This window comes from Acinetobacter genomosp. 33YU (assembly GCF_001990725.1).
In the GTDB taxonomy this organism is placed as follows: Bacteria; Pseudomonadota; Gammaproteobacteria; order Pseudomonadales; family Moraxellaceae; genus Acinetobacter; species Acinetobacter seifertii.
In genome coordinates this window covers 142,705-162,840 of the sequence record NZ_LFZQ01000009.1, presented here as the reverse complement: position 1 = coordinate 162,840, position 20,136 = coordinate 142,705, and the positions used below count along the sequence as shown (strand labels likewise).

Annotated in this window: 20 protein-coding genes and 1 pseudogene; 14 read left to right on the top strand and 7 right to left on the bottom strand. The window is 36.5% G+C overall.

Annotated features, from left to right (window positions below):
* Window positions 1-3: 3 nt before the first annotated feature.
* From AC056_RS11115 to AC056_RS11090, 6 genes are all read left to right on the top strand, one after another.
* Window positions 4-1,086, top strand: a complete 1,083-nt coding sequence (locus AC056_RS11115) for a TPM domain-containing protein (protein ID WP_039251111.1) — start codon at window positions 4-6, stop codon at window positions 1,084-1,086.
* Window positions 1,080-1,640, top strand: a complete 561-nt coding sequence (locus AC056_RS11110) for a TPM domain-containing protein (protein WP_039251113.1) — start codon at window positions 1,080-1,082, stop codon at window positions 1,638-1,640. The genes AC056_RS11115 and AC056_RS11110 overlap by 7 nt, the downstream gene beginning before the upstream one ends.
* A 340-nt stretch (window positions 1,641-1,980) precedes the next feature.
* Complete coding sequence (locus tag AC056_RS11105) at window positions 1,981-2,466, top strand: pilin (protein WP_039251115.1); 486 nt, start codon at window positions 1,981-1,983, stop codon at window positions 2,464-2,466.
* A 69-nt stretch (window positions 2,467-2,535) separates the two neighbouring features.
* A complete protein-coding gene (locus tag AC056_RS11100; protein ID WP_077163632.1) occupies window positions 2,536-4,191 on the top strand; it encodes a PglL family O-oligosaccharyltransferase in 1,656 nt (551 codons plus the stop codon).
* 4 nt (window positions 4,192-4,195) lie between these two features.
* Window positions 4,196-4,942, top strand: a complete 747-nt coding sequence (gene tfpZ / locus AC056_RS11095) for a TfpX/TfpZ family type IV pilin accessory protein (protein ID WP_039250513.1) — start codon at window positions 4,196-4,198, stop codon at window positions 4,940-4,942.
* 98 nt (window positions 4,943-5,040) lie between these two features.
* Window positions 5,041-6,669 carry a PglL family O-oligosaccharyltransferase gene (locus tag AC056_RS11090; protein WP_077163631.1) on the top strand — a complete coding sequence of 543 codons (1,629 nt, stop codon included), beginning with the start codon at window positions 5,041-5,043 and terminating at the stop codon, window positions 6,667-6,669.
* A 40-nt stretch (window positions 6,670-6,709) separates the two neighbouring features.
* Here AC056_RS11090 and bfr read toward each other — a convergent pair whose 3' ends face one another.
* The 7 genes and pseudogenes from bfr to gmk form a co-directional block, all read right to left on the bottom strand.
* A complete protein-coding gene (gene bfr, locus AC056_RS11085) occupies window positions 6,710-7,174 on the bottom strand; it encodes a heteropolymeric bacterioferritin subunit Bfr (protein WP_000678123.1) in 465 nt (154 codons plus the stop codon).
* 244 nt (window positions 7,175-7,418) lie between these two features.
* Window positions 7,419-7,613, bottom strand: a complete 195-nt coding sequence (locus AC056_RS11080) for a bacterioferritin-associated ferredoxin (protein WP_004705220.1) — start codon at window positions 7,611-7,613, stop codon at window positions 7,419-7,421.
* Between the two features lie 208 nt (window positions 7,614-7,821).
* Window positions 7,822-8,205, bottom strand: coding sequence for a RidA family protein (locus AC056_RS11075; protein ID WP_002051728.1), 384 nt, complete (start codon window positions 8,203-8,205; stop codon window positions 7,822-7,824).
* A 121-nt stretch (window positions 8,206-8,326) separates the two neighbouring features.
* Window positions 8,327-10,432, bottom strand: a complete 2,106-nt coding sequence (locus tag AC056_RS11070; RefSeq protein WP_004705224.1) for a RelA/SpoT family protein — start codon at window positions 10,430-10,432, stop codon at window positions 8,327-8,329.
* 39 nt (window positions 10,433-10,471) lie between these two features.
* Window positions 10,472-10,602: pseudogene (locus AC056_RS19360) on the bottom strand (hypothetical protein).
* A gap of 38 nt (window positions 10,603-10,640) precedes the next feature.
* On the bottom strand, window positions 10,641-10,919 hold the full coding sequence (gene rpoZ, locus AC056_RS11065) for a DNA-directed RNA polymerase subunit omega (RefSeq protein ID WP_000135049.1): 279 nt from the start codon (window positions 10,917-10,919) through the stop codon (window positions 10,641-10,643).
* Window positions 10,920-10,991: 72 nt separating this feature from the next.
* On the bottom strand, window positions 10,992-11,621 hold the full coding sequence (gene gmk, locus AC056_RS11060; protein WP_039250522.1) for a guanylate kinase: 630 nt from the start codon (window positions 11,619-11,621) through the stop codon (window positions 10,992-10,994).
* A 122-nt stretch (window positions 11,622-11,743) separates the two neighbouring features.
* Here gmk and ispH point away from each other — a divergent pair, with 122 nt between their 5' ends.
* The 8 genes from ispH to AC056_RS11020 all read left to right on the top strand — a co-directional run bounded on the left by ispH (window position 11,744) and on the right by AC056_RS11020 (window position 20,018).
* The gene (gene ispH, locus AC056_RS11055; RefSeq protein WP_004705229.1) at window positions 11,744-12,694 is read left to right on the top strand and encodes a 4-hydroxy-3-methylbut-2-enyl diphosphate reductase; all 951 of its coding nucleotides are present in this window, start codon (window positions 11,744-11,746) and stop codon (window positions 12,692-12,694) included.
* A gap of 168 nt (window positions 12,695-12,862) precedes the next feature.
* Window positions 12,863-13,303 (top strand): pilus assembly FimT family protein, encoded by a 441-nt coding sequence (locus AC056_RS11050; RefSeq protein WP_039250524.1) that lies wholly within the window; start codon window positions 12,863-12,865, stop codon window positions 13,301-13,303.
* 14 nt (window positions 13,304-13,317) lie between these two features.
* On the top strand, window positions 13,318-13,815 hold the full coding sequence (gene pilV, locus AC056_RS11045; protein ID WP_039250526.1) for a type IV pilus modification protein PilV: 498 nt from the start codon (window positions 13,318-13,320) through the stop codon (window positions 13,813-13,815).
* Window positions 13,808-14,725 carry a PilW family protein gene (locus AC056_RS11040; RefSeq protein WP_077163630.1) on the top strand — a complete coding sequence of 306 codons (918 nt, stop codon included), beginning with the start codon at window positions 13,808-13,810 and terminating at the stop codon, window positions 14,723-14,725. The genes pilV and AC056_RS11040 overlap by 8 nt, the downstream gene beginning before the upstream one ends.
* Complete coding sequence (locus tag AC056_RS11035) at window positions 14,725-15,411, top strand: pilus assembly PilX family protein (protein ID WP_039250560.1); 687 nt, start codon at window positions 14,725-14,727, stop codon at window positions 15,409-15,411. The genes AC056_RS11040 and AC056_RS11035 overlap by 1 nt, the downstream gene beginning before the upstream one ends.
* 25 nt (window positions 15,412-15,436) lie before the next feature.
* Window positions 15,437-19,021 carry a PilC/PilY family type IV pilus protein gene (locus AC056_RS11030; RefSeq protein WP_039250561.1) on the top strand — a complete coding sequence of 1,195 codons (3,585 nt, stop codon included), beginning with the start codon at window positions 15,437-15,439 and terminating at the stop codon, window positions 19,019-19,021.
* 11 nt (window positions 19,022-19,032) lie between these two features.
* On the top strand, window positions 19,033-19,596 hold the full coding sequence (locus AC056_RS11025; RefSeq protein WP_077163629.1) for a type IV pilin protein: 564 nt from the start codon (window positions 19,033-19,035) through the stop codon (window positions 19,594-19,596).
* Complete coding sequence (locus AC056_RS11020) at window positions 19,596-20,018, top strand: type IV pilin protein (RefSeq protein WP_039250531.1); 423 nt, start codon at window positions 19,596-19,598, stop codon at window positions 20,016-20,018. The genes AC056_RS11025 and AC056_RS11020 overlap by 1 nt, the downstream gene beginning before the upstream one ends.
* Window positions 20,019-20,136: the final 118 nt, after the last annotated feature.

The window sequence follows — 20,136 nt, the reverse complement described above, 5'->3', positions numbered from 1 at the left end:
CGTATGAGAAATACGATATTGCTTCAGTTTAAGCAAATTAAGGTATTCGTTATTACCTTAATTGTGCTTTGCTGTAGTGTACTGTTTCAGAGTGCGGCTTGGAGTGAGAATAATATTGCCACCGCTACAGATGAAACTGACACTGTGGTGGCTGGTAAAATTATTCAGCAGCAGCAAGCTCAAGCATCGAAGCCTAAAGTAAATGAGCAGGCTGCTTCAAGTGCCGTGCCTCAAGCTCAGGTTGCGAATGACATGGCTGATGGTGAATCAATTCGTGGTTTACCTACATTAAATCAGCCTGTTATTGATCAAGCCAATATTTTAAGTGAAGCTGAAAAGCAGCAACTTAACCAGAAAATTTTAAATTTATATCAGCAAGGTAAGGCACAAATAGGTATTGTGATTGTACCGACTACGGGCCAAGAAGATATTTTTGATTACGCTTTGCGTGTCGGTGAGAAATGGCAACTTGGTTCAAGTAAACGTGATAATGGGCTGCTTATCGCAGTTGCAATTAATGATCATAGAATACAAATTCTAACTGGATATGGTTTAGAAGGCGTATTACCAGATATCGTTGCAAGCCGAATTATTCGAAATCAAATTACACCTTACTTTAAACAAGCCCAATATGCACAAGGCTTAAATGCTGGTGTCGATGAAATTACAAGAATTTTAAATCTAGATCCGGAAGTTGCTCAGCAAGCTGCTCAAGATTTAAAAGAGCGCCAACATCAGGCTGCCGAAGAACAACAAGCCAAACAAACAACGCTGACGATGGCATTGTTTATTCTTATTGCCGGAATTGTAGGCTCGTTTATTGTTGGACGACCTCTTAGTGCTTCTACAGCAGGTGTTGCTGCCGCGGTAGCAGGCTTTGTAAACGGTGCTGGTGTGGTTACTAGTTTACTACTTGGATTTGGTATTTTCTTTTTACTCATTACCTCAATTGCCCAACTTATTTTACAGGCTATTTTAAGTGGTTCTGGTGGGGGGGGACGCGGAGGTGGCTTTGGTGGTGGAGGCGGTGGTTATGGTGGCGGCGGAGGTCGTTTTGGTGGTGGAGGTGCTTCAGGCTCATGGTAACAACATCAGAAACAACACAAATTATTACTCAACCCAAAATTGAGGAATCTATAGAGCCAAGTTTAAAACGTTGGTTTAAGCATCTTTGTTATTTCCCTGCTAGTAGCCGCTATTTTAGTAAAAGGGATAAAGAAGCTATTGCTGAAGCTGTTCAAAAAGCAGAACTTGGTCATGTTGGTGAAATACAAGTCGTTATAGAAGGGCATATTCCTTGTTCACAAGCCTATAGACAAAATACGCGCTTAAGGGCACAGCAATTATTTGCAGAACTTGGGGTTTGGGATACTGAGCTTAATAGCGGTGTGCTGCTCTATTTAAATTTATGTGAGCGAACAGTAGAAATCATATTTGACCGCGGTATTAGAAACGCGACGACTGATCAAGTGTGGCAAAAGATTTGTAAGTCTATTGTTCAACAGCTCAAACAAAAACAGTATCTACAAGCTGTAGTAATTGGGGTTCAGCAAATTGGTGATGTGATGTCACGTTTTTACGATGAGAATATGCCAGATCAAAATGATGAATTGGGCAATGCGCCGATTATTATTAATTAGCTTATCTGCCTAAAAAATTAGCTTTTTTAAAAATTATTCCAAATAAGGTGGTTGACAAAAATTGTCATCTATTTAGCTGCTTTTAAAGAGATTTTTGTCACATTAAAGAGTAAAAAAAAGAAATAGGATGTGAAGTAGTTTTTATTAGTGATTCAATCCTAATAAAATTTGAGTGACAATTTTTGTCAGTTATGTGCTTAATATATAAATAAAATTAATTTTAATAAATCTTAACTTGCTGTTTTTTAATGAAAATAAAAGTTGGCATGGTTGCTGCTATATAGTTGGTAGCTTAAAAAGCTTATATAAAAACATATATACAATCTTTGGGGAAAAGGCTATGAATGCACAAAAAGGTTTTACATTAATTGAACTTATGATCGTGGTTGCGATTATTGGTATTTTGGCAGCTGTCGCGTTACCTGCATATCAAGATTATACAGTTCGTGCAAAAGTATCTGAAGCAATTTTAGCAGGTTCAGCATGCCGTACAACTGTAACTGAAGTTTATCAATCAGCAAGTGGTTCTTTACCAGCAGCAAATGGATGGGGGTGTGAAGTTGGTTCAGGTACAAGTGCAGCTTCTAAATATGTACAGCAAGTACAAACAGATCAAAATGGTGTAATTACTGTAACAACTACAAACGATGCATCTTTAAAAGCTGCTGGAAGTAGTACGATTGTTATGACACCAACTTTAGCTAATGGTACTGCTATGACAAGTACAAATATTGGTACTTCTGTTGGTGCATGGAAATGTGGTCCAGGAGCTGGTGCAACTGGAATGCCTACAAAATTTTTACCAGGTTCATGCCGTGGTGCTTAATTACTAGCCTAACAGTATAGAGGGGATGTTTATACATCCCTTTCTTTTTATTCTAAATAAGAAATTATTATGTTAGTAAGATATATTTTTATTTTTGCAGCATTTTTAATGAGTGCTGCTTGGTTGATTCCTAACCATTATATGCCTTGGCTTACTGCACATAGTGATTTTCTTACATTATTAGCATTATTGGCATTAAGTATAGTTTTTATTAAAAAAAAACAAATAATATTTTTTCCTGTACCATTTATATATTTATCTTTAATTGCCTTTATTCCAATTTTACAGTTCATGGCAGGTAAGATATTTTTTTTTGGAGATGCCTTAATAACAGTCATTTATATATTAGGTTTTGTGCTCGCTTTATTATATGGTTTTCTGTTAGGGAGAAAAAATAAAGAAATTTATAAATGGTTTTTTTTTCTCATTTTACTTAATAGTTTAATCTGTATTTATATTGAGATGAATCAATGGTTGTTATTAAGTAATGGAAGTATATGGGTAGTTGATCTATCTGAATCATCTAGACCTTATGCTAATTTTGCTCAACCTAACACGTGCGCAACTTTTCTTTCAATGGGATTGATATCAGCTTTATATATATTTGAAAAAAAATATATTAATAAAAGTGGTCTTTTTGTAATTGGTACTTTTATTTTGTTTGGTATCGCATTAACTCAATCGCGTACATCTTGGGTTTTTATTTCACTTTTTATAATTTGGTGGTTTTGGAAAAATAATTACCTGAAAACAAGATTAAACAAAAGATTAATGTTTTATTTTTTAATAATTTATATATTTTTTATATTAATTTTGCCAGAAATTTCAAACTCATTAGGAGTAATCGGCACAGCTGATATTGTAACTCGTACTACAACTGGTTATTTACGTATTCCAATGTGGAAACAGATGCTAATAGCAATAAAAGAACAACCCTTATTTGGTTATGGATGGAATCAGGTAAGTGTCGCACAATTATCAGTTTTTCTAAAATATCCAACACATGAGTGGGTTGAACATAGTCATAATATTATATTAGATATATTTATATGGAATGGAATACCATTAGGTATACTAATTATTGGTTTTATTGGGTGGTGGTTATATCAATTAAGTAAACTAGCTATTTCTATAGAAGCTTTTGCTGCTTTATCTATGGTGGGGGCAGTTTTAGTTCATGCAATGTTAGAGTTTCCGCTGGAATATGCCTTTTTTCTTTTACCAGTTGGATTTTTATTAGGATTGGTACAGAGCGAAAATAATAATACGAAAACTATAAGTGTGAATAATAAATTATTTTCTATGTTTATAGTTTCTGCTTTTTCTTTATATATTTGGATTTTTTTAGAATATAGAGCGATAGAAAAAGATGTTCAATTAGCACGTTTTGAGTCTCTTAATATTGGAAATATTCATGCTAATCGATCAGCTCCTAAAATTTTATTACTTAGTCAACTTCGAGACCAACTGAAATTTATTCGTACTCCTCCCGTAGCTAATATGTCAAAAGATGAATTAAAGTGGATGAAATCAGTATCATATCGTTATGCTACACCAACTGCTTTATACCGTTATGCACAGGCCCTTGCTCTAAATAACCAGCTTCATGAAGCAAAAAAGCATTTATTGATTATTGAAAAATTACATCATAAGAAATTTAGTACAGAATCTTTATATCAAGTCAATGACTCATTGATATTTGGTTGGAAAAACACGGGGAAATGAAACTATGAAAAAATTGTTAACAATGAGATCTAAATTCTTTTTGTACCATTTGCTAATTTCTTTCTTGTTCGCTTTTTTAATTCTTCTGTGGCTGTTTTTTGTTTGGTATCCGCAACCTTTAGCTAAAGCTGTTGGTGTTATTCATATTTTTATAATGCTGATAGTGATAGATGTTATATTAGGCCCTAGTTTAAGTTTTTTTGTATATAAAGAGGCAAAAAAAACACTTAAATTTGATTTAGCTGTAATTATTCTTATTCAAATTTTAGCTTTAGGGTATGGTTTATATAGCATTGCTCAAGGTCGGCCTGCTTGGTTAGTTTATAACGTAGATCGTTTTGAACTTGTACGTAATAATGAAATTACTGACACCAATCTTCAAATAACTAAGCCACAGTTTCGATACCCTTCTTGGTTTAATCCCCAATTTGCTGCTGTTGAAATACCAAAAAATAAAGAAGAACGTAGCAAAAGTATGTTTGAAGAAATATTTAGTGGAATTTCTTCTGCTCAACGACCAGAACTTTATATTGATTTAATTCAAGTTAAGTCACTTATGCAGCATAAAGTTCAAAATTTAAAAGAATTAGAGAAATTTAACTCTAAACGAGATGTAGAAAATATCTTAAGAAAATATCCAGAAGCGAATGCATGGGTTCCTTTAAAAGCCAATGCTGTAGATATGGTTGTTTTAATGGATAAAAACTCAGCTCAAGTGGTTAAAATTGTAGACTTGAGACCATGGAAATAAGTTAATACCTCTTGTGAGAAGATACATATACAAGCTAATTCTTCTCACTTTCTTCCATGTATAATCCTTCTCAAGTTTTTGGCCTATAACCTGTCTTTATGCAAGTATTCTTTCTGTTCCTCGCAGCAATTCTGCTGGGTTTTGCGTGGCTATCGCCATTTCACTATAACCCTTGGGTGATGTTTTCTAGCGAAATGAGTACCTTTGCAGCAGGTCTAAGTGTCTTAGCTGTGCTTTTTCATCAAAATATTAAAATTCCTCGTGCACAATTATTGTTGTTACCATTTATTTTAATTCCAGTGGTGCAGTGGGCTTTGGGATTAGTTTTTGATTTTAGTACAGCTTTGTTAAGTTCACTTTATTTTTTAGGCTTCTGGTTTATGGTTGTAGCGGGCTATAACCTATCATTAGAGCCACAAAAAAGAGATGAGATTTTTATAGGTTTTAGTTTTCTTACTGTTATTGTTTCAGTTGCAACAAGCGCTATTGCAATCTGTCAGTGGTTAAACGTTGATACACATTTTGCACACATGCTGCATTTAATAGGTAATCGTCCATACGGAAATTTTGGCCAACCGAATAATATGGCAACATTTCTCATTATGGGGTTATTAGGGTGCTTATATTTATATGAAAAGAACAAGGCTTCAGTTTGGTTGCTCTTACCATCAGCACTAACTATTTTATTTGCAGTTGTTCTGAGTCAATCACGAACCTCTTGGATTGTTTTGCCGTTTTTACTTATCTATTGGGCTGTTAAACAATTTAACAAACCTAAGCGTTTTGGGTTATTTCAAGGCCTACTTTGGTGTGCTAGCTTTTTTTTAATGGCTGGTTTGGTTTTGCCGTTTATTACAAGCTTAATTGAAACATGGTCACATACAGATATAACTCAGGCGAGTAGCTTGGCTGAACGGGCAAGCTCTGGTTACTTACGCTTTAATATCTGGACCCAAATGTTACTCGCTGTACAGCAACATCCGTGGCTGGGATATGGCTGGAATCAAACCAGTGTTGCTCAAATGTCCGCTTATGCTCTTTTCCCGACAGGAGAGTGGACGACCAGCGCTCATAATGTGCTGCTTGACCTTATTATTTGGAATGGTATTCCAATTGGTACAGTGATGATTGTTTACTTTGCATGTTGGTTGTTTTGGTTAAATCAACAAGCGAAGGAAACGATCTCAATTATCGCGTTTATGATGGTCTGTACAGTACTTATTCATGCGATGTTAGAATTTCCACAGCGTTATGCTTATTTCTTGCTGACATGTGGTTTTTTATTGGGGCTAATTCAAGCCCAGTCTCCGATATTGAAAGGCGTTGTACTAAGTAAACACCTTCTGCGTTTAGTATGGGGCATAAGCTTGGTGCTTATAATCGCAATTTGGCGTGATTACAACGTATATGTCATGAATAGTAATTTACTATTTAAAAATAAGCAGCCAAATGCTGAGTTTATGGGAAGCGATCGAATTTTTGTTTTAACTCAATTTGATCAGCGTTTAAAGTGGATTGCACTTAATCCTAATGTATCCTTATCTGAAGCAGAATTAGTTCAATGGGGAAATTTTGTGAAGAACAAAGCAACTCCATATAATTTGCGTAAATATGCTCAGTTACTTGCTTACAATGGAAAAGTAGATCAAGCAGAGCAACAAATATTTATTTTGCAGCACCTTTATGGGCAGCACACAACACTTTCGGAATTATTAAAAGATAAATAAAAAAATCCCCTTGCACTACAAGGGGATTTTTTATGCAAGATTACATTTGGCTCTGGATATAATTTTCGATACCAACGCTACCGATAAGGTCAATTTGAGTGTCTAACCAATCCCAATATTCTTCTTCTTTTTCTAGAATTTCTTGTACTAAATCACGCGTTACATAATCTTGTTCTGTTTCAGCTAAAGCGACTGCTTTTTGAATAGCTTCAATATTTTCTTTCACTTTGCGAATATCACATTGCAGAACTTCTTCTGTATGTTGACCAATATATAATTTACCTAGATGTTGAAGATTTGGAAGGCCTTCTAAAAATAAGATACGCTCAATAATTTTGTCAGCATGCTTCATTTGACGAATTGATTCTTTATATTCAGCAGAACCGAGTTGTTCAATACCCCAGTCATTGAACATGCGAGAGTGTAAAAAGTATTGGTTAATTGCAGTTAAATGATGATACAGCACTTGGTTAAGCTGATTAATCACATCACGATTGCCTTTCATTGTAGCTACTCCAAAACAATTTCTGCCTTAATCCAATTAAGGCAATCTATGAGTTCATTTTAGTGAACAATCATGGAGATGGCGAGTAATTTATAGAACAGCAAATGAAAATCGCAATCAAAAACAACACAATATTAGTAAAGGTGAATTTCCTTCCAAAAAAAACCGCTTGAATGAGGAACAATGAACGTTCCGCAAAAAGCGGTGGAGGAGTCAATAATTAACTGTTAAATACTAATTTTTATTATGCAGCTACCGAAATGCGTGCAGCAATTTCAGCTAATTCATCACTAATAATAGCACGTGCTTCTGGTGCACAGCGTCCGCAGCAAGTACCAAGATCAAGCAAATCGCGAATTTCACGATAGCTTTCAGCGCCATTTTCAATAGCGTCTTTGATATCTTGATCTGTAATGCCACGACACAAGCAAACGTACATGGGAGTGATCCCCAAATATAAATGCGATAATTGATATTATTGATAATTATTATCGTTTGTCAATGAAATTCATTTAAAATCTCATTTATCTTTATTGGGATTTTGGATAAAAAAATACCACCTAAGCGGAAATCTGAGAGTTGTCCAGATTTTTAAGCACGGTGGTATTTACGTTTTTCACTAAATATTTAAGAATTAAATTGTTATCTTATTGATTAATAATAACAATGCCGTCCATTTCAACTAATGCACCTTTGGGTAAGCTCGCTACCCCAAGTGCAGCGCGAGCTGGATATGGCTGAGCAAAATATTCACCCATGATTTGGTTTACAAGTTGGAAGTTAGATAAATCAGTGAGAAAAATATTGAGTTTTGCAATATCTGCAAGTGAGCCACCTGCGGCTTCACAAACTGCTTTAAGGTTGTCAAATACGCGGCGGATTTGAGCTTCAATACCGTCGACGAGTTCCATACTGTATGGGTCTAAACCAATTTGCCCTGATAGATATAATGTATTACCCACTAAAATGGCTTGAGAATATGTGCCGATAGCAGCAGGGGCATTTTCAGTATGAATGACTTGACGGGACATTTGGTTCTCCTTGATTAAATCTTTTTCCATCATAATCGATGATACGTTTTGACAAAAGTATCATCGATTTAATTAATTAAGTGATTTTGGAAAGTTAGATTTTAGTAAAGCAGAACAAATTTTAGCTAACTTTGGAAATTTCAGCCTGTGGAGCAGGGGCATCTAAGCGTTCAATACGTGGGAATCCGTAGTGCATGCGTAAATCACGAATAACCTTTGCAATATGCTTACGATTGTTCACTACAATATTGAAGAAAGTTCGTTGCTCGTTGGAATGTACCATTTCTACCCCTGCATTATTTTTACGGCATTGATAGATAAGGTCTGATACCTGCTCATCATTCATGGCCATATAAATTGCAAGGTAGGCAGTAAAGCGTACATCATCTACATCATCTGCTTTCCATTGAAGCGGCATGATATTTTCTGGATGCAAATGCTGTTCATGCAGTAAATTATGACAACGAATACGATGCACAATTAATCCACGGCGTGTTAAGTGACCTTGAATAAGATCGCCCAAAACTGGATTGCAGCAGTGAGCATATTTAACATCGATGCCTTCAGTACCCTGAATTAATCGGTCTGAATTTTCTACTTGTGGATGTTTGTCGTTTGCAAACAAATGATTGGCTACGAGTTGAGGAAGTAAGTCTCCAACTGCGATTTGCTCGAATAATGCATCTTTATTATCAATATGACGCCATTGTAAAAGATCTAGCCAATCTGCTTCTGAAAGATCATTGATTGAACGGTTAAAGAGTTTTAATGCTCGTGAAAGTGCCTGTGCACCCACTAGACGTTGTTCTTCAATATCTTGATCTTTGAGTACATGTTGTAACGCACGGCGGGCTTTTTGAGTATTAATGAAGCTTAACCAGTCTGGATTTGGGGTTGCTAAAACATCAGTAATGATTTCAATCACCTGCCCACTGACTAGGGGAGTTGAAAGTGGTTTAATTTCACCATCAACTTTTGCACCTACTGCATGGTTACCCAAGAAAAGGCTTGCTGAATAAGCAAAGTCAACTACCGTTGCGCCTTGTGGTAATTCGTGTAGTTGCCCATGTGGGGTGTAAACCCAAATTTTTTCTTGATGTAAGTAATCTAATAAATCATTAAAAGTTGTTTTAGCACATTCACCGTCAATGAGTGTATTTAAGTTCTGCATTGATGCCTGAATGGCAGAACGACAAGTTTGCGGCGCATTTTCACCTAATACCACACCAAAACGGGCAGCTTTACGCATGAGTTCAGTTTGAATGGTGAGTGATAGTGTAGTTTTTTCGCCTTTAAGCTTGATCAATAAAGATTGATTACCGCCAGGTAATGGGCGTCGAATATGGTCTTGGTATTCGATAACTTGAAAATTTTCTTTTAATGCTGCAAATAAACGGTCACAGTCGGCAACTGACTGTAAAACAATTTCAAAGGCATGACTATGGGTAAGCTCTTGTAAATCCATCTCGCTTTTGACGAAATGGCGTAATAGTTCAATATTATTATTTTTCTTTTTAATACGGCCTTGAATATGGTAGTTGTGCAGAAGCTCTGCTAGATTTTGTTCCCAAATGCTTTGGTATTTACATCGTTCGGGTTTGGTTTGGAGTAATGCATTCTGGACGTTATCAAACATATCTAAATCAAGATTTTGATAACATAAATTTTCAAGATTATCAGCCATTTCATTCATGCCAACTAATCTTGCCATAGGTACAAAAATATCAAAAGTTTCTTGTGCGATACGAGCACGTTTATCAGGACGCAAAGCACCTAAGGTTGTCATATTATGATAGCGATCGGCTAGTTTAATAATAATGACGCGCGGATCCTGTAGTGTGGCTTGTAGAATTTTTCTGAAAGACGCAGCTTTGTTGTATTCTTTATCACTCGATTGGCTTAGCTTGGTCACGCCATCAACTAGCTCTGCAACAGTTTGGCCAAATCGCTCAGTAATATCTTCTTTGGTATATTGAGTATCTTCAATGACATCATGTAAGAGGGCTGCCATTAAAGTTTCAGCGTCCAATCGCATATTAGCTAAAATACAGCTAACAGCAATAGGATGTAGAATATAGGGTTCACCACTTTTACGTGTAATACCAGTGTGTGCCAGATCTCCAAAATCACAGGCAGCAAGCACTTTCTCGACTTCACTTACGGATAAGTAAGGTTCGATAATTAATTTGAGCTGTTGCTTGGCTTGGCTGACCTCTTCGCCTGGCATAGACCACCCTTTTTCTGTTGCTTAAAAAACTAAATCTATCTACTTCTTAATGAAAAGCATATTGCGGAACTTGTCAATTTTTTCGGTTGAAAAAGTGTATTTTTTTTTCAATGAAAATAATTGTTTTTGCCAATATGTTTTAAATATGAAGAAGCCAAATAAAAAACCATCGCAAAGAAACGATGGTTTTTTATAGAAACAGGAGTAATTAGAAAGAAAAACCTTCTAAATTCAAGCTGTTTGTAGAAAGGGCAAGATCAAGACTCGAAGTTTGATAATCTTGCTCACGTTGTTTAAGAATTTCTTTCGTTACGTGACCTACAGCGATTTCACGTAAAGCAACAACTGTCGGTTTGTCGTTATCCCATTCTACAGTTGGCTCCATGCCTTGACGTGCCAATTGACGAGCACGTTTACTTGCAACGAGCACAAGCTCAAAACGGTTGTCTACATGATCTAAACAATCTTCAACGGTGACGCGTGCCATAAAAGTTCTCGTTCTGGAATGGTAAATTTGAACAGACTAAATAGTATAAAAGGCTTTCGTTCTAGACTCAAGTTATTCCTGTTTTGGTTGAGGAGTAATCAAGTCTTGGATTAATGCTTGGTGTCTTTTTGCTTGCTGAGATAGCACCAAACGGTTCGCTGTAATCACAGCTTCAAGCTCATGTAAGGCTTTATTAAAATCATCATTGATAATGATGTAGTCAAAGTTCGTATAATGCTGCATATCTTCAACAGCACAGCTTAAACGATGTTCGATCACTTCAACTGAATCTGTACCGCGATTAGATAAACGCTGACGCAAGTCAAATTGAGTAGGTGGTAAAATAAAGATTTGTTTAGATTCAGGAAACAGCTTACGTACTTGCTCTGCGCCTTGCCAATCAATTTCAAGCAAGACATCATGTCCTTGAGCTAACTGTTGTTTTACGGTTGCTTGCGAAGTGCCATAGTAGTTACCAAATACTTCAGCGTATTCAATAAATCCATCTTGATTAACTTGGTCTAAAAAGTCATCTTTTGTTGTGAAGTGGTAGTGAACACCATCTAATTCACCTGGTCGTTGACCTCGGGTAGTATGCGAAACTGAAACATGTAAATTGCTTACACGGTCAAGTAGGGCTTTCACCAAAGATGTTTTGCCCGTTCCTGATGCAGCAGAAACGACAAACAATAGACCCGACATGATATTTTTCCTGATATGATAAAATATCTTCGCTATTGTAGTGTACCGTGCGTTTAAACTGAATAGTTTTAACTGCAAATATTCAAGAGAAGTTCCCCTGTTTTATTAATTTTGAGGCTGTTATGGAAATTGTGTTAGCTAATCCGCGTGGTTTTTGTGCCGGTGTTGATCGAGCCATAGCAATCGTCAATCGGGCTTTGGAATGTTTTAATCCTCCTATTTATGTACGTCATGAAGTTGTACACAATAAGTTTGTGGTAGATGACTTGCGTCAAAGAGGCGCGGTTTTTGTTGATGAGCTGGACCAAGTACCAGATGATTCTATTGTTATTTTTAGTGCACACGGTGTTTCCAAAGCAGTCCAACAAGAAGCTGAGCGTCGAGGTTTAAAAGTCTTCGATGCAACTTGTCCTTTAGTTACTAAAGTGCATATTGAGGTCACTAAATATGCTCGTGAAGGAACAGAAGCAATTTTAATTGGTCATGAAGGTCACCCGGAAGTTGAAGGTACGATGGGGCAATATGACAAATTAAAAGGTGGGGATATTTATCTGGTAGAAGATGAAGCTGATGTAGAAGCCTTACAGGTAAGACATCCAAACAAACTTGCATTTGTTACGCAAACGACTTTATCAATTGATGATACAGCGAAAGTGATTGATGCATTGCGTGCGAAATTCCCAAATATTCAGGGACCACGCAAAGATGATATTTGTTATGCAACTCAAAACAGACAAGATGCGGTACGTGACTTAGCTGAAAAATGTGATGTCGTATTGGTAGTTGGTTCACCTAATTCATCAAATTCGAACCGTTTACGTGAACTTGCTGAACGTATGGGGAAAGCTGCCTATCTTGTTGATAATGCTGATCAGCTTGAACAATCATGGTTCAATGAAACTTGTAAAATTGGTGTAACAGCCGGTGCCTCAGCTCCAGAAATTTTAATTAAGCAAGTCATTCAACGTTTACAAGACTGGGGTGCTCAAGCACCTAAAGAGTTAGAAGGACGTGAAGAAAATATTACTTTTAGTCTTCCAAAAGAGTTACGTATTCATGTAACGCAAGCCTAAAGTGTGACTTATTTAACATACTGATTTTAAAATAGTTAAACAGATAATTGTGATATGACAGTTATCTGTTTTTTTATACCCTTTATCTGGTTTGTATTCGTTTTGTAAAACTAAAACGTAAAATTTATATAGAAATAAAAAAATTTAAGTTTATTTGGGGTTATGGGGATGAGGGGGAGTATTCCGCAAGAAGGGTTCACCTTAATTGAGCTCATGGTAACCATCGCAGTAATGGCAATTATTGCAATGATGACGGTACCGTCTTTTACTAAAACAATTCGTAAAAATGAATTGATAGTTGATACCAGTAATTTTGTTAACTTACTGTCTGAGACTCGTTCAGAAGCTGTATTTAAACAAAGTAATCGAGTGTTAGCTTTAGATAGTAGCGTGACAACCTTTTATAAAAAATGGACGCCTTCTAGCCGTGTTGAGAAATACACAGGTGCTACGAGTGTTACTTATAACCGTCAGGGACAATCTACAGCAACTACAAACTTATGTTTTGTATTTCAGCATACCTTAGATAACACTTTAAAATCCTATATTTATGTGCAAAAAGATGGCATCGTTTTTTACGATAAATCGGCAACCAGCTGTCCGAATTAATTGAGGAAATAATAATGATAAGGTCTCAAAAAGGTGCTGGTTTAATGGAAGTGCTTGTTGCACTACTTTTATTGAGTATTGCTGTACTTGGTTTTGTTGCTTTACAAATACGAGCAGTTGCTGCAAGTACTGAAGCAGGTCAGAACATTCAAGCAACCAATATTGCCCGAGATTTGGCTGAGCGTATACGTGTAAACCGAGGTGGTTTGAATAAGTATGCTGAGATTGGTGCAAGTGACGTATTGCCAACTTGTTCTACAGGGGAGTGTGATGCTGATCAGATGGCAAAATACGATTATGCCCAAGTCAAACAACGTGCTACAGATTTAGGTATGAGTCTTGCAATATTGAATTGTAAAGGTTTTTCATCAACACGAACTCGTCAATGTATATATGTAGCATGGGGTGGTACAACAGCTACAGATGGTAATGGTAGTCCGAATTGTACTAATGGTACCGCCTATGTACCTGACGCAAAATGTATCATTATGGAGGTTTATAACTATGATTAAACCTCAACAAGCTTTTACTTTGATTGAACTTATGATCGCTTTGGCGCTTGGTTTACTAATTGTCGCTGCAGGGCTTGCCGTTTTTTTAAGTAGTCAGCGTTCAATGGGACTACAAAGTAGTTTAGGAGGCTTACAGCAAAATGCCAATTTTGGACTTTCATCTTTAACACATGATTTACGACATGCCAATTTGAATACCCCATCCAATCAATATATAAACAATAAAATGGTTGGTTCAGGTATTGTTTTCGCTAAAGAAAATTTCCCTTCAACGTTGCAAAATATTACTGATTTAGAAACTAAATTTGTGTCCTTACAGGATAAGGATACTGACAATACTTCAGGGAAAAGTGATCAATTAACCATCCAGTTTGTACCTGCTACAAATGAAATTATAGATTGTGAGGGGAATACGATTACCGATGCACAGTCTAAAACTATTATCCAACGCTACTTCCTAAAAGAGATTAATAAACCTACAGGTGAGCCAGTTTCTTATTCATTGGCTTGTGATGCTGGATGGTATAAGAATGGCGATACCGCAATTACTGGTCTAGATAATAACGCACAACAAATTATGCAATATATTGACGCTTTTAAAGTGCGATTAGGTGTTAAAAATTTAGTAAATAATAAGTTGCGTTATATGACATTGAAGGAATATAAAGCAGCGATGGATAGTAGTGTGACTGATCCCAAAAATTATTTACAAGTGGTTTCAGTTGAAATTGGGGTGTTAGCGCGTTCAACTGGAAAAATTGGTTCTGATTCAAATTTAAATACCCAGAAGACATTTAACTTGGCAGGACAGACTGTGACATTAAGTGGCACAGATGCAGTCAATCAAAAATATTTACGACAGGCAGTAAGTCAAGTGGTGGCATTAAGAAACACATTGGGGGCCTCATGATGAAAAAGCAGCATGGTGCAACACTCATTGTTGTTCTTATTATTTTAATCATGGTGACCTTGTTAGGTACTCTTGCGATTAAATCAGGCATCTTAGGCTTAAAAATTGCGACTAATAGTCAAGTAAATGCTTTGTTGCTCGAAAACTCTGACGCAGCATTATTTAATATTGAGAATCCAGCAAAGATTGAACAGCAATTAGCTTTAAATGGCATGTTTGCCTATTTTAACTCGGCAGATAATGCACAAGATGAGCTGGTGTTTTGTTATAAGGCATCAGAAGATACATTTTTTAGTTTACAAAAAGCAAGTGCGATTACTTCTGATGGTGGTACAACCAAAATTGGGGTGGACGGTTTTTGTAAGTCCAATTGGTTTGCAACAGGTCGTTCAGCTGTTTTATCTCAAATTTATTTAACCCGTGCAGCAACTACAGCAACTCCTTTTGGAAATTTGCCTTTAGGTACGAGCCAAGGGCAAAGTAGTATTCCTAGTATTTCAAATAATATTGGAGCTACGGTGATTTCAGTGTTGCCAAGTTTTTCTGGAGCGAGTAGCTCACAAATAGAAAATTGCTTTAAACAACGCGCTTCTTTGGTAGGTGCTTGTTTTGATGGGTTGAATATACCGTATAACATGCAGCATGCAGATTATACGGTTGGTGGTTCACCACAGTTGGCATCGTAATGTGGAAAGATTGGGGATTGAAAAAATGATGAATTTAAAAAAAAGAAAACTGCTTTCTGTGATGGTGTCAACTTTAATGGCATGTAGTAGCGTATCGGTATTCGCGAGTGATATTGATATTTATAAGATACCTCGTGCAAGTAAAATTACTTTATTTCTGATGTTTGATACCTCGGGAAGTATGGGATCGGGAGATAACTATACTGATTTAGATAGTAGAAATTCTGCTAGTAGTCTCTATCAAGATTACAATATTTGTCCATGGAGTAATATTGGGTCTTCTCGTTATCCTAATTATGTTTCTGATGTGAATGTTGAAAGTAAAACTTATCAAGTAAGGGGTGGTACACAAAAAACTTATAACGTTAATTACTGTAATGTATCTAATACAACTTACAATAATTTAGCTAATTTATATAAAAATCGAATTTTAAATGAATGTGTTAAAACTAGCTCAACTTCTGATAGTTATAGATGTTATGACCGTTTATCTCGTTTAAAGATTGCATTAACTCAAATTCTGAGTAGTGAAGAGCTTCCTGATACAACACGGATAGGTCTGGGGCAGTTTTCTAGCCCAACAAGTACATCTACATATTCGCATGATGGAAAAAGTGGGCGTGTAATTTATCCAATTGTAGCATTAACTCAAGCAAATAGAGAAAAGCTGATTGATATAGTAACGGGATTAAGTGCTTATAATGGAACTCCTTCTGCCGCTGCTTATGGAGAAGCTGGGGCATATTTTTTAGGTGCTAATACTTATGGGCTAACAAATAGTGGTTATAGCTATTCTGTAACTACTGCAAAAAATAATAATAATGGATATATAGCACCACTAAGTGCCTCGGAAAGAGCGGATACTTGTAATGGGCAAGGAATTTATTTTTTAACAGATGGTGTTGCTAATAGTTCTACCAGTAGTTACACATCTGCAATTATGAATAAATCTATTCCGCTGTCAGGTACTGGATTAAGTGGAGGAGGAAGTGAAGCTGGTTGGGCTGAAATAGGAAAGTTTTCTAAATTACTTAGAGGTACAAAGTATAATATTAAAACTGCGGTAGTGGGTTTCGGGAGCGATTTCCCCAATAGTTCAACTTATGTTAAAGATTTACCAGTTGATATTCTAGATCAGGATGGCGAAGTAGTTGAATCAGTTAATCGTCGTTTTTATGACTGTTCGGCTTTACCTGATGGAGATATTAAAAATACATGTAACTGGGGAGCAAAACCACATGCTCAATTGTCAAGTAGTGTAGGTGGGTTTGGTAATGGTGGATTTTATTCTGCACAATCAACACAGGATGTGATTAATAGTATCAAATATTTTGTGGATGATATTCGCCCTCGGTTTAAACCTGTTCTTACTGGATCGCCAACCTTACCTCAAGATGCATTAAATTCATTGCGTATTCAGCCTTATGCTTATTATGCCTCTTTTACACCAAAACCTCAGGATCCTACTCAGCTTTGGGTTGGAAATATGAATAAGTATAATGTCAAAAGTGGTCAATTGTACGCAAAAGATAAATCGACAGAACTATTTAATACAAATGGATCATTGAACCAGGCTGCTATAGGTATATGGGATGGTGGTGTAACTCAGCAACTACCATTAGGTACACATTTAAATACAGATAATATTCGAGTTGAAGATAGAACGCTTTATACCAACCGAGAAATTACAGGCAATGCAGCACCTTATACTGCTACTGAAAGTGATTCACTCAATAAAGTAAGTTTGCAGAACTTATTTGCAATAGGTCCAAGTGGTTCTGCATCATTTCAAAATGATCCTGCTAAAAACTATTGGTTAAATTTACTGGGATATAATATTGGTGAAAATGAAACGGTAACTTTAGATGATGTGATAAAGAAACCTGAACTTCGTCAAGTCGGTGCAATAATGCATTCAACCCCAATTCTCTTGACACAAGAGGGTAAAATTACGATATCAGGTGGGCAATTAGATACTACAAATCGCAAAGACTATTTACTGTTTGGTAGTACCCAAGGTCTCTTACATATTGTTGATGCAGAAACTGGAAAAGAAACTTTTGCTTTTGTACCAAATGAAATTATGCAAAAACAATCTAAAGCATTTTTAAGTGAGACTTCTAGTACAGGAGGTAGTAGTCTTTTATTTTATGGTATAGATGCTCCTTGGAGTGCTTATACGCAGTATGTGGCTAAAACCGATGGTACATTGACGGTAAAAAATTCAGGACGTACTGTAACAGATAGTACGAGCGGTAAAGACATTGCTTTAAAAGGATTGCAGTGGGTTTATGGTGGCTTGCGTATGGGAGGGCGTAGCTACTATGCGTTAGATTTATCAGATATTACAAACCCTACACTCAAGTTTCATATTAACCCCGATGGTGCAATCAATGCCGATCAAACACCAAAGACTGATAATCCACTCAGTTATATGGGGCAAAGCTGGTCAAAACCAACATTGGGCTATGTTAAGTTTGGTGGTGCAAAGAAACTGGTCATGTTTGTTGGTGGTGGGTACGACACTGGTTATGAAACTCCTGCTTATAATCAGACCAATGGTAAGGGTGCAGGTGTCTATATGTTTGATGCCAATAATGGTGATTTGCTCTGGTGGTCAAGTGCTAATGATACAGCAAATAAAGGCGCAGAAGCATATACTCAAAATAATGATTTAAAATACAGTGTGGTGAGTCAAATTAATGCTGTTGATCGTGACAGTGATGGTTTAATTGATCATTTATATTTTGGTGACTTGGGGGGGCAGGTTTTTCGTGTTGATTTTAATAATGAATCTACTGATAAAACAGATTTTGCAAAACATGTGGTAAGAATATTTAATCAGCATGATAGCGCTGGAACGGGTGCTAGCCCACGTTTCTATGAAATGCCAAGTTTTTCTGTTTCTAGGGATGGAAATGGTTCCATAGTGGGTGTAGTTGCCTTGAGTTCAGGTAATCGTAGTTCACCATTATCAGGTGTAACTGGTACAAATAATGCGACTTCTTCAACCAGTGCGAGTGATGGTGTATTTGTTATTTTTGACAAGGATGTGGCGAACGCGAATTTATATAGTTTGGCTGATGCTGATTTAAAAACAAAGGATGTTGCTCTTGATTCTTTAAATGCATATTTTAATGATAAATTTACTGGTGATGCATATAAAAATGGAGTGGATATCGCGACAAAAAATGGTTGGAAATATACTTATTCAAATAGTGCTGGTGTGTATAAAGGCATGAACGGGCTTTATGCCTTAGATGGTATGCTCTATGTCAATGTGTTTTATCGTGATGGCAACGGGATAAATGGTTCTTGTGGTGGTGGAGTGAAAGGTAATTCAAAGCTTTATCAGTTTTGCTTGCCAACTGGAAAATGTGATTTTTATGGTAGTACTACAACGCAACCAAATAATACTGATTTAGGTGCTGGTATTTTGGGAACAGGACTAGGAGACTATTCGGGTAATACTACGGGTAATAAACTGATAAAAAATGTAGTTTCAACTGATCTTGATTGTACAAAAGCAGCCAATAAAAACTTACCAGAATGTCAAGTATTTAGTACGGCAGTAAAATTGCAACATTTGCGCTGGTATGAAGCTCGTTAATAGGTGGAAAAATGTTGAAGCAAAAGGCATTTACCTTAATTGAGTTGATGATCGCACTTATAGTAATCGCAGTTTTAGCTGCGATTACGTATCCCAATTATAGACGATATATGGAAAAAAGAGACCTGGCTGTGGCACAACAGGAGGCGCAACATCTTGCTTCAGAACTAGAACGGTTTAAAGCCAAAAACTTTAGCTATAAAGGTTTTGATGCAAGTTATATTTATAATGCTGGAACGGTCACTCCTTATGATGCAACCACTGGTAGTCTATTGTTGCCACTGGATGCTACAGCAACAACTGCAAAGTATACACTGACGTTATTAGATGCCACTCAACATTTACCTTTATCTATTTTAAAAGGCTCTGATGGTAACGAGACAGCAGATTCTGCGAAAGTCCAAGGTTTAAACTGGGTTATTATTGTTGAACGGGCTAAGAATAGTAGTGGTGAACCTAAGCAAGCTAATAACTATGATTTACTTATAAACAGCGATGGTTTTCGTTGTATGACAAAAGTTAAGAATGTAGTCAGTGGATATAACGACTGTGGTAGCAATAGTGAGACATGGTAATGAAAAAATATGAAGGTTTTACCCTCATAGAGCTAATGATTGTGGTTGCTATTATTGCAATTTTGGCAGCAATTGCTTACCCCTCCTATACACAGTATAGAATTCGGACGAATCGTGCGGATGTGCAAAGTGAAATGATGCAAACAGCGCAACGTCTCCAAAGTTACTATGTGATTAATCATAATTATACTAGTGCTAGACTCAATAATGGTTTAACTACTAAAGATTATCCAGCATCCAATCCAATTTATACTATTGCACTAGTCACAAACTCTCAAACATGGACGCTTACTGCAACTCCTAAAACAAGTACGATTCAAGCTGGAAATGGGACTGTACTTTTGAATAGTGACGGGCAGAAATGTTGGACTAAAGGTCAGTCTTGTACAACTTCAACCACTTCCAATTGGGGTGGACGCTAATTTAAATTCAAAACTGCGGATAACTCAAAATTTAATCTTTCTTTCAGGGCGAAAATCACGTAGAATGTCGCCCTCTATGAAAGGGGTTTGAAGTGTTGCCGATGGTCGGCGCAGGGAT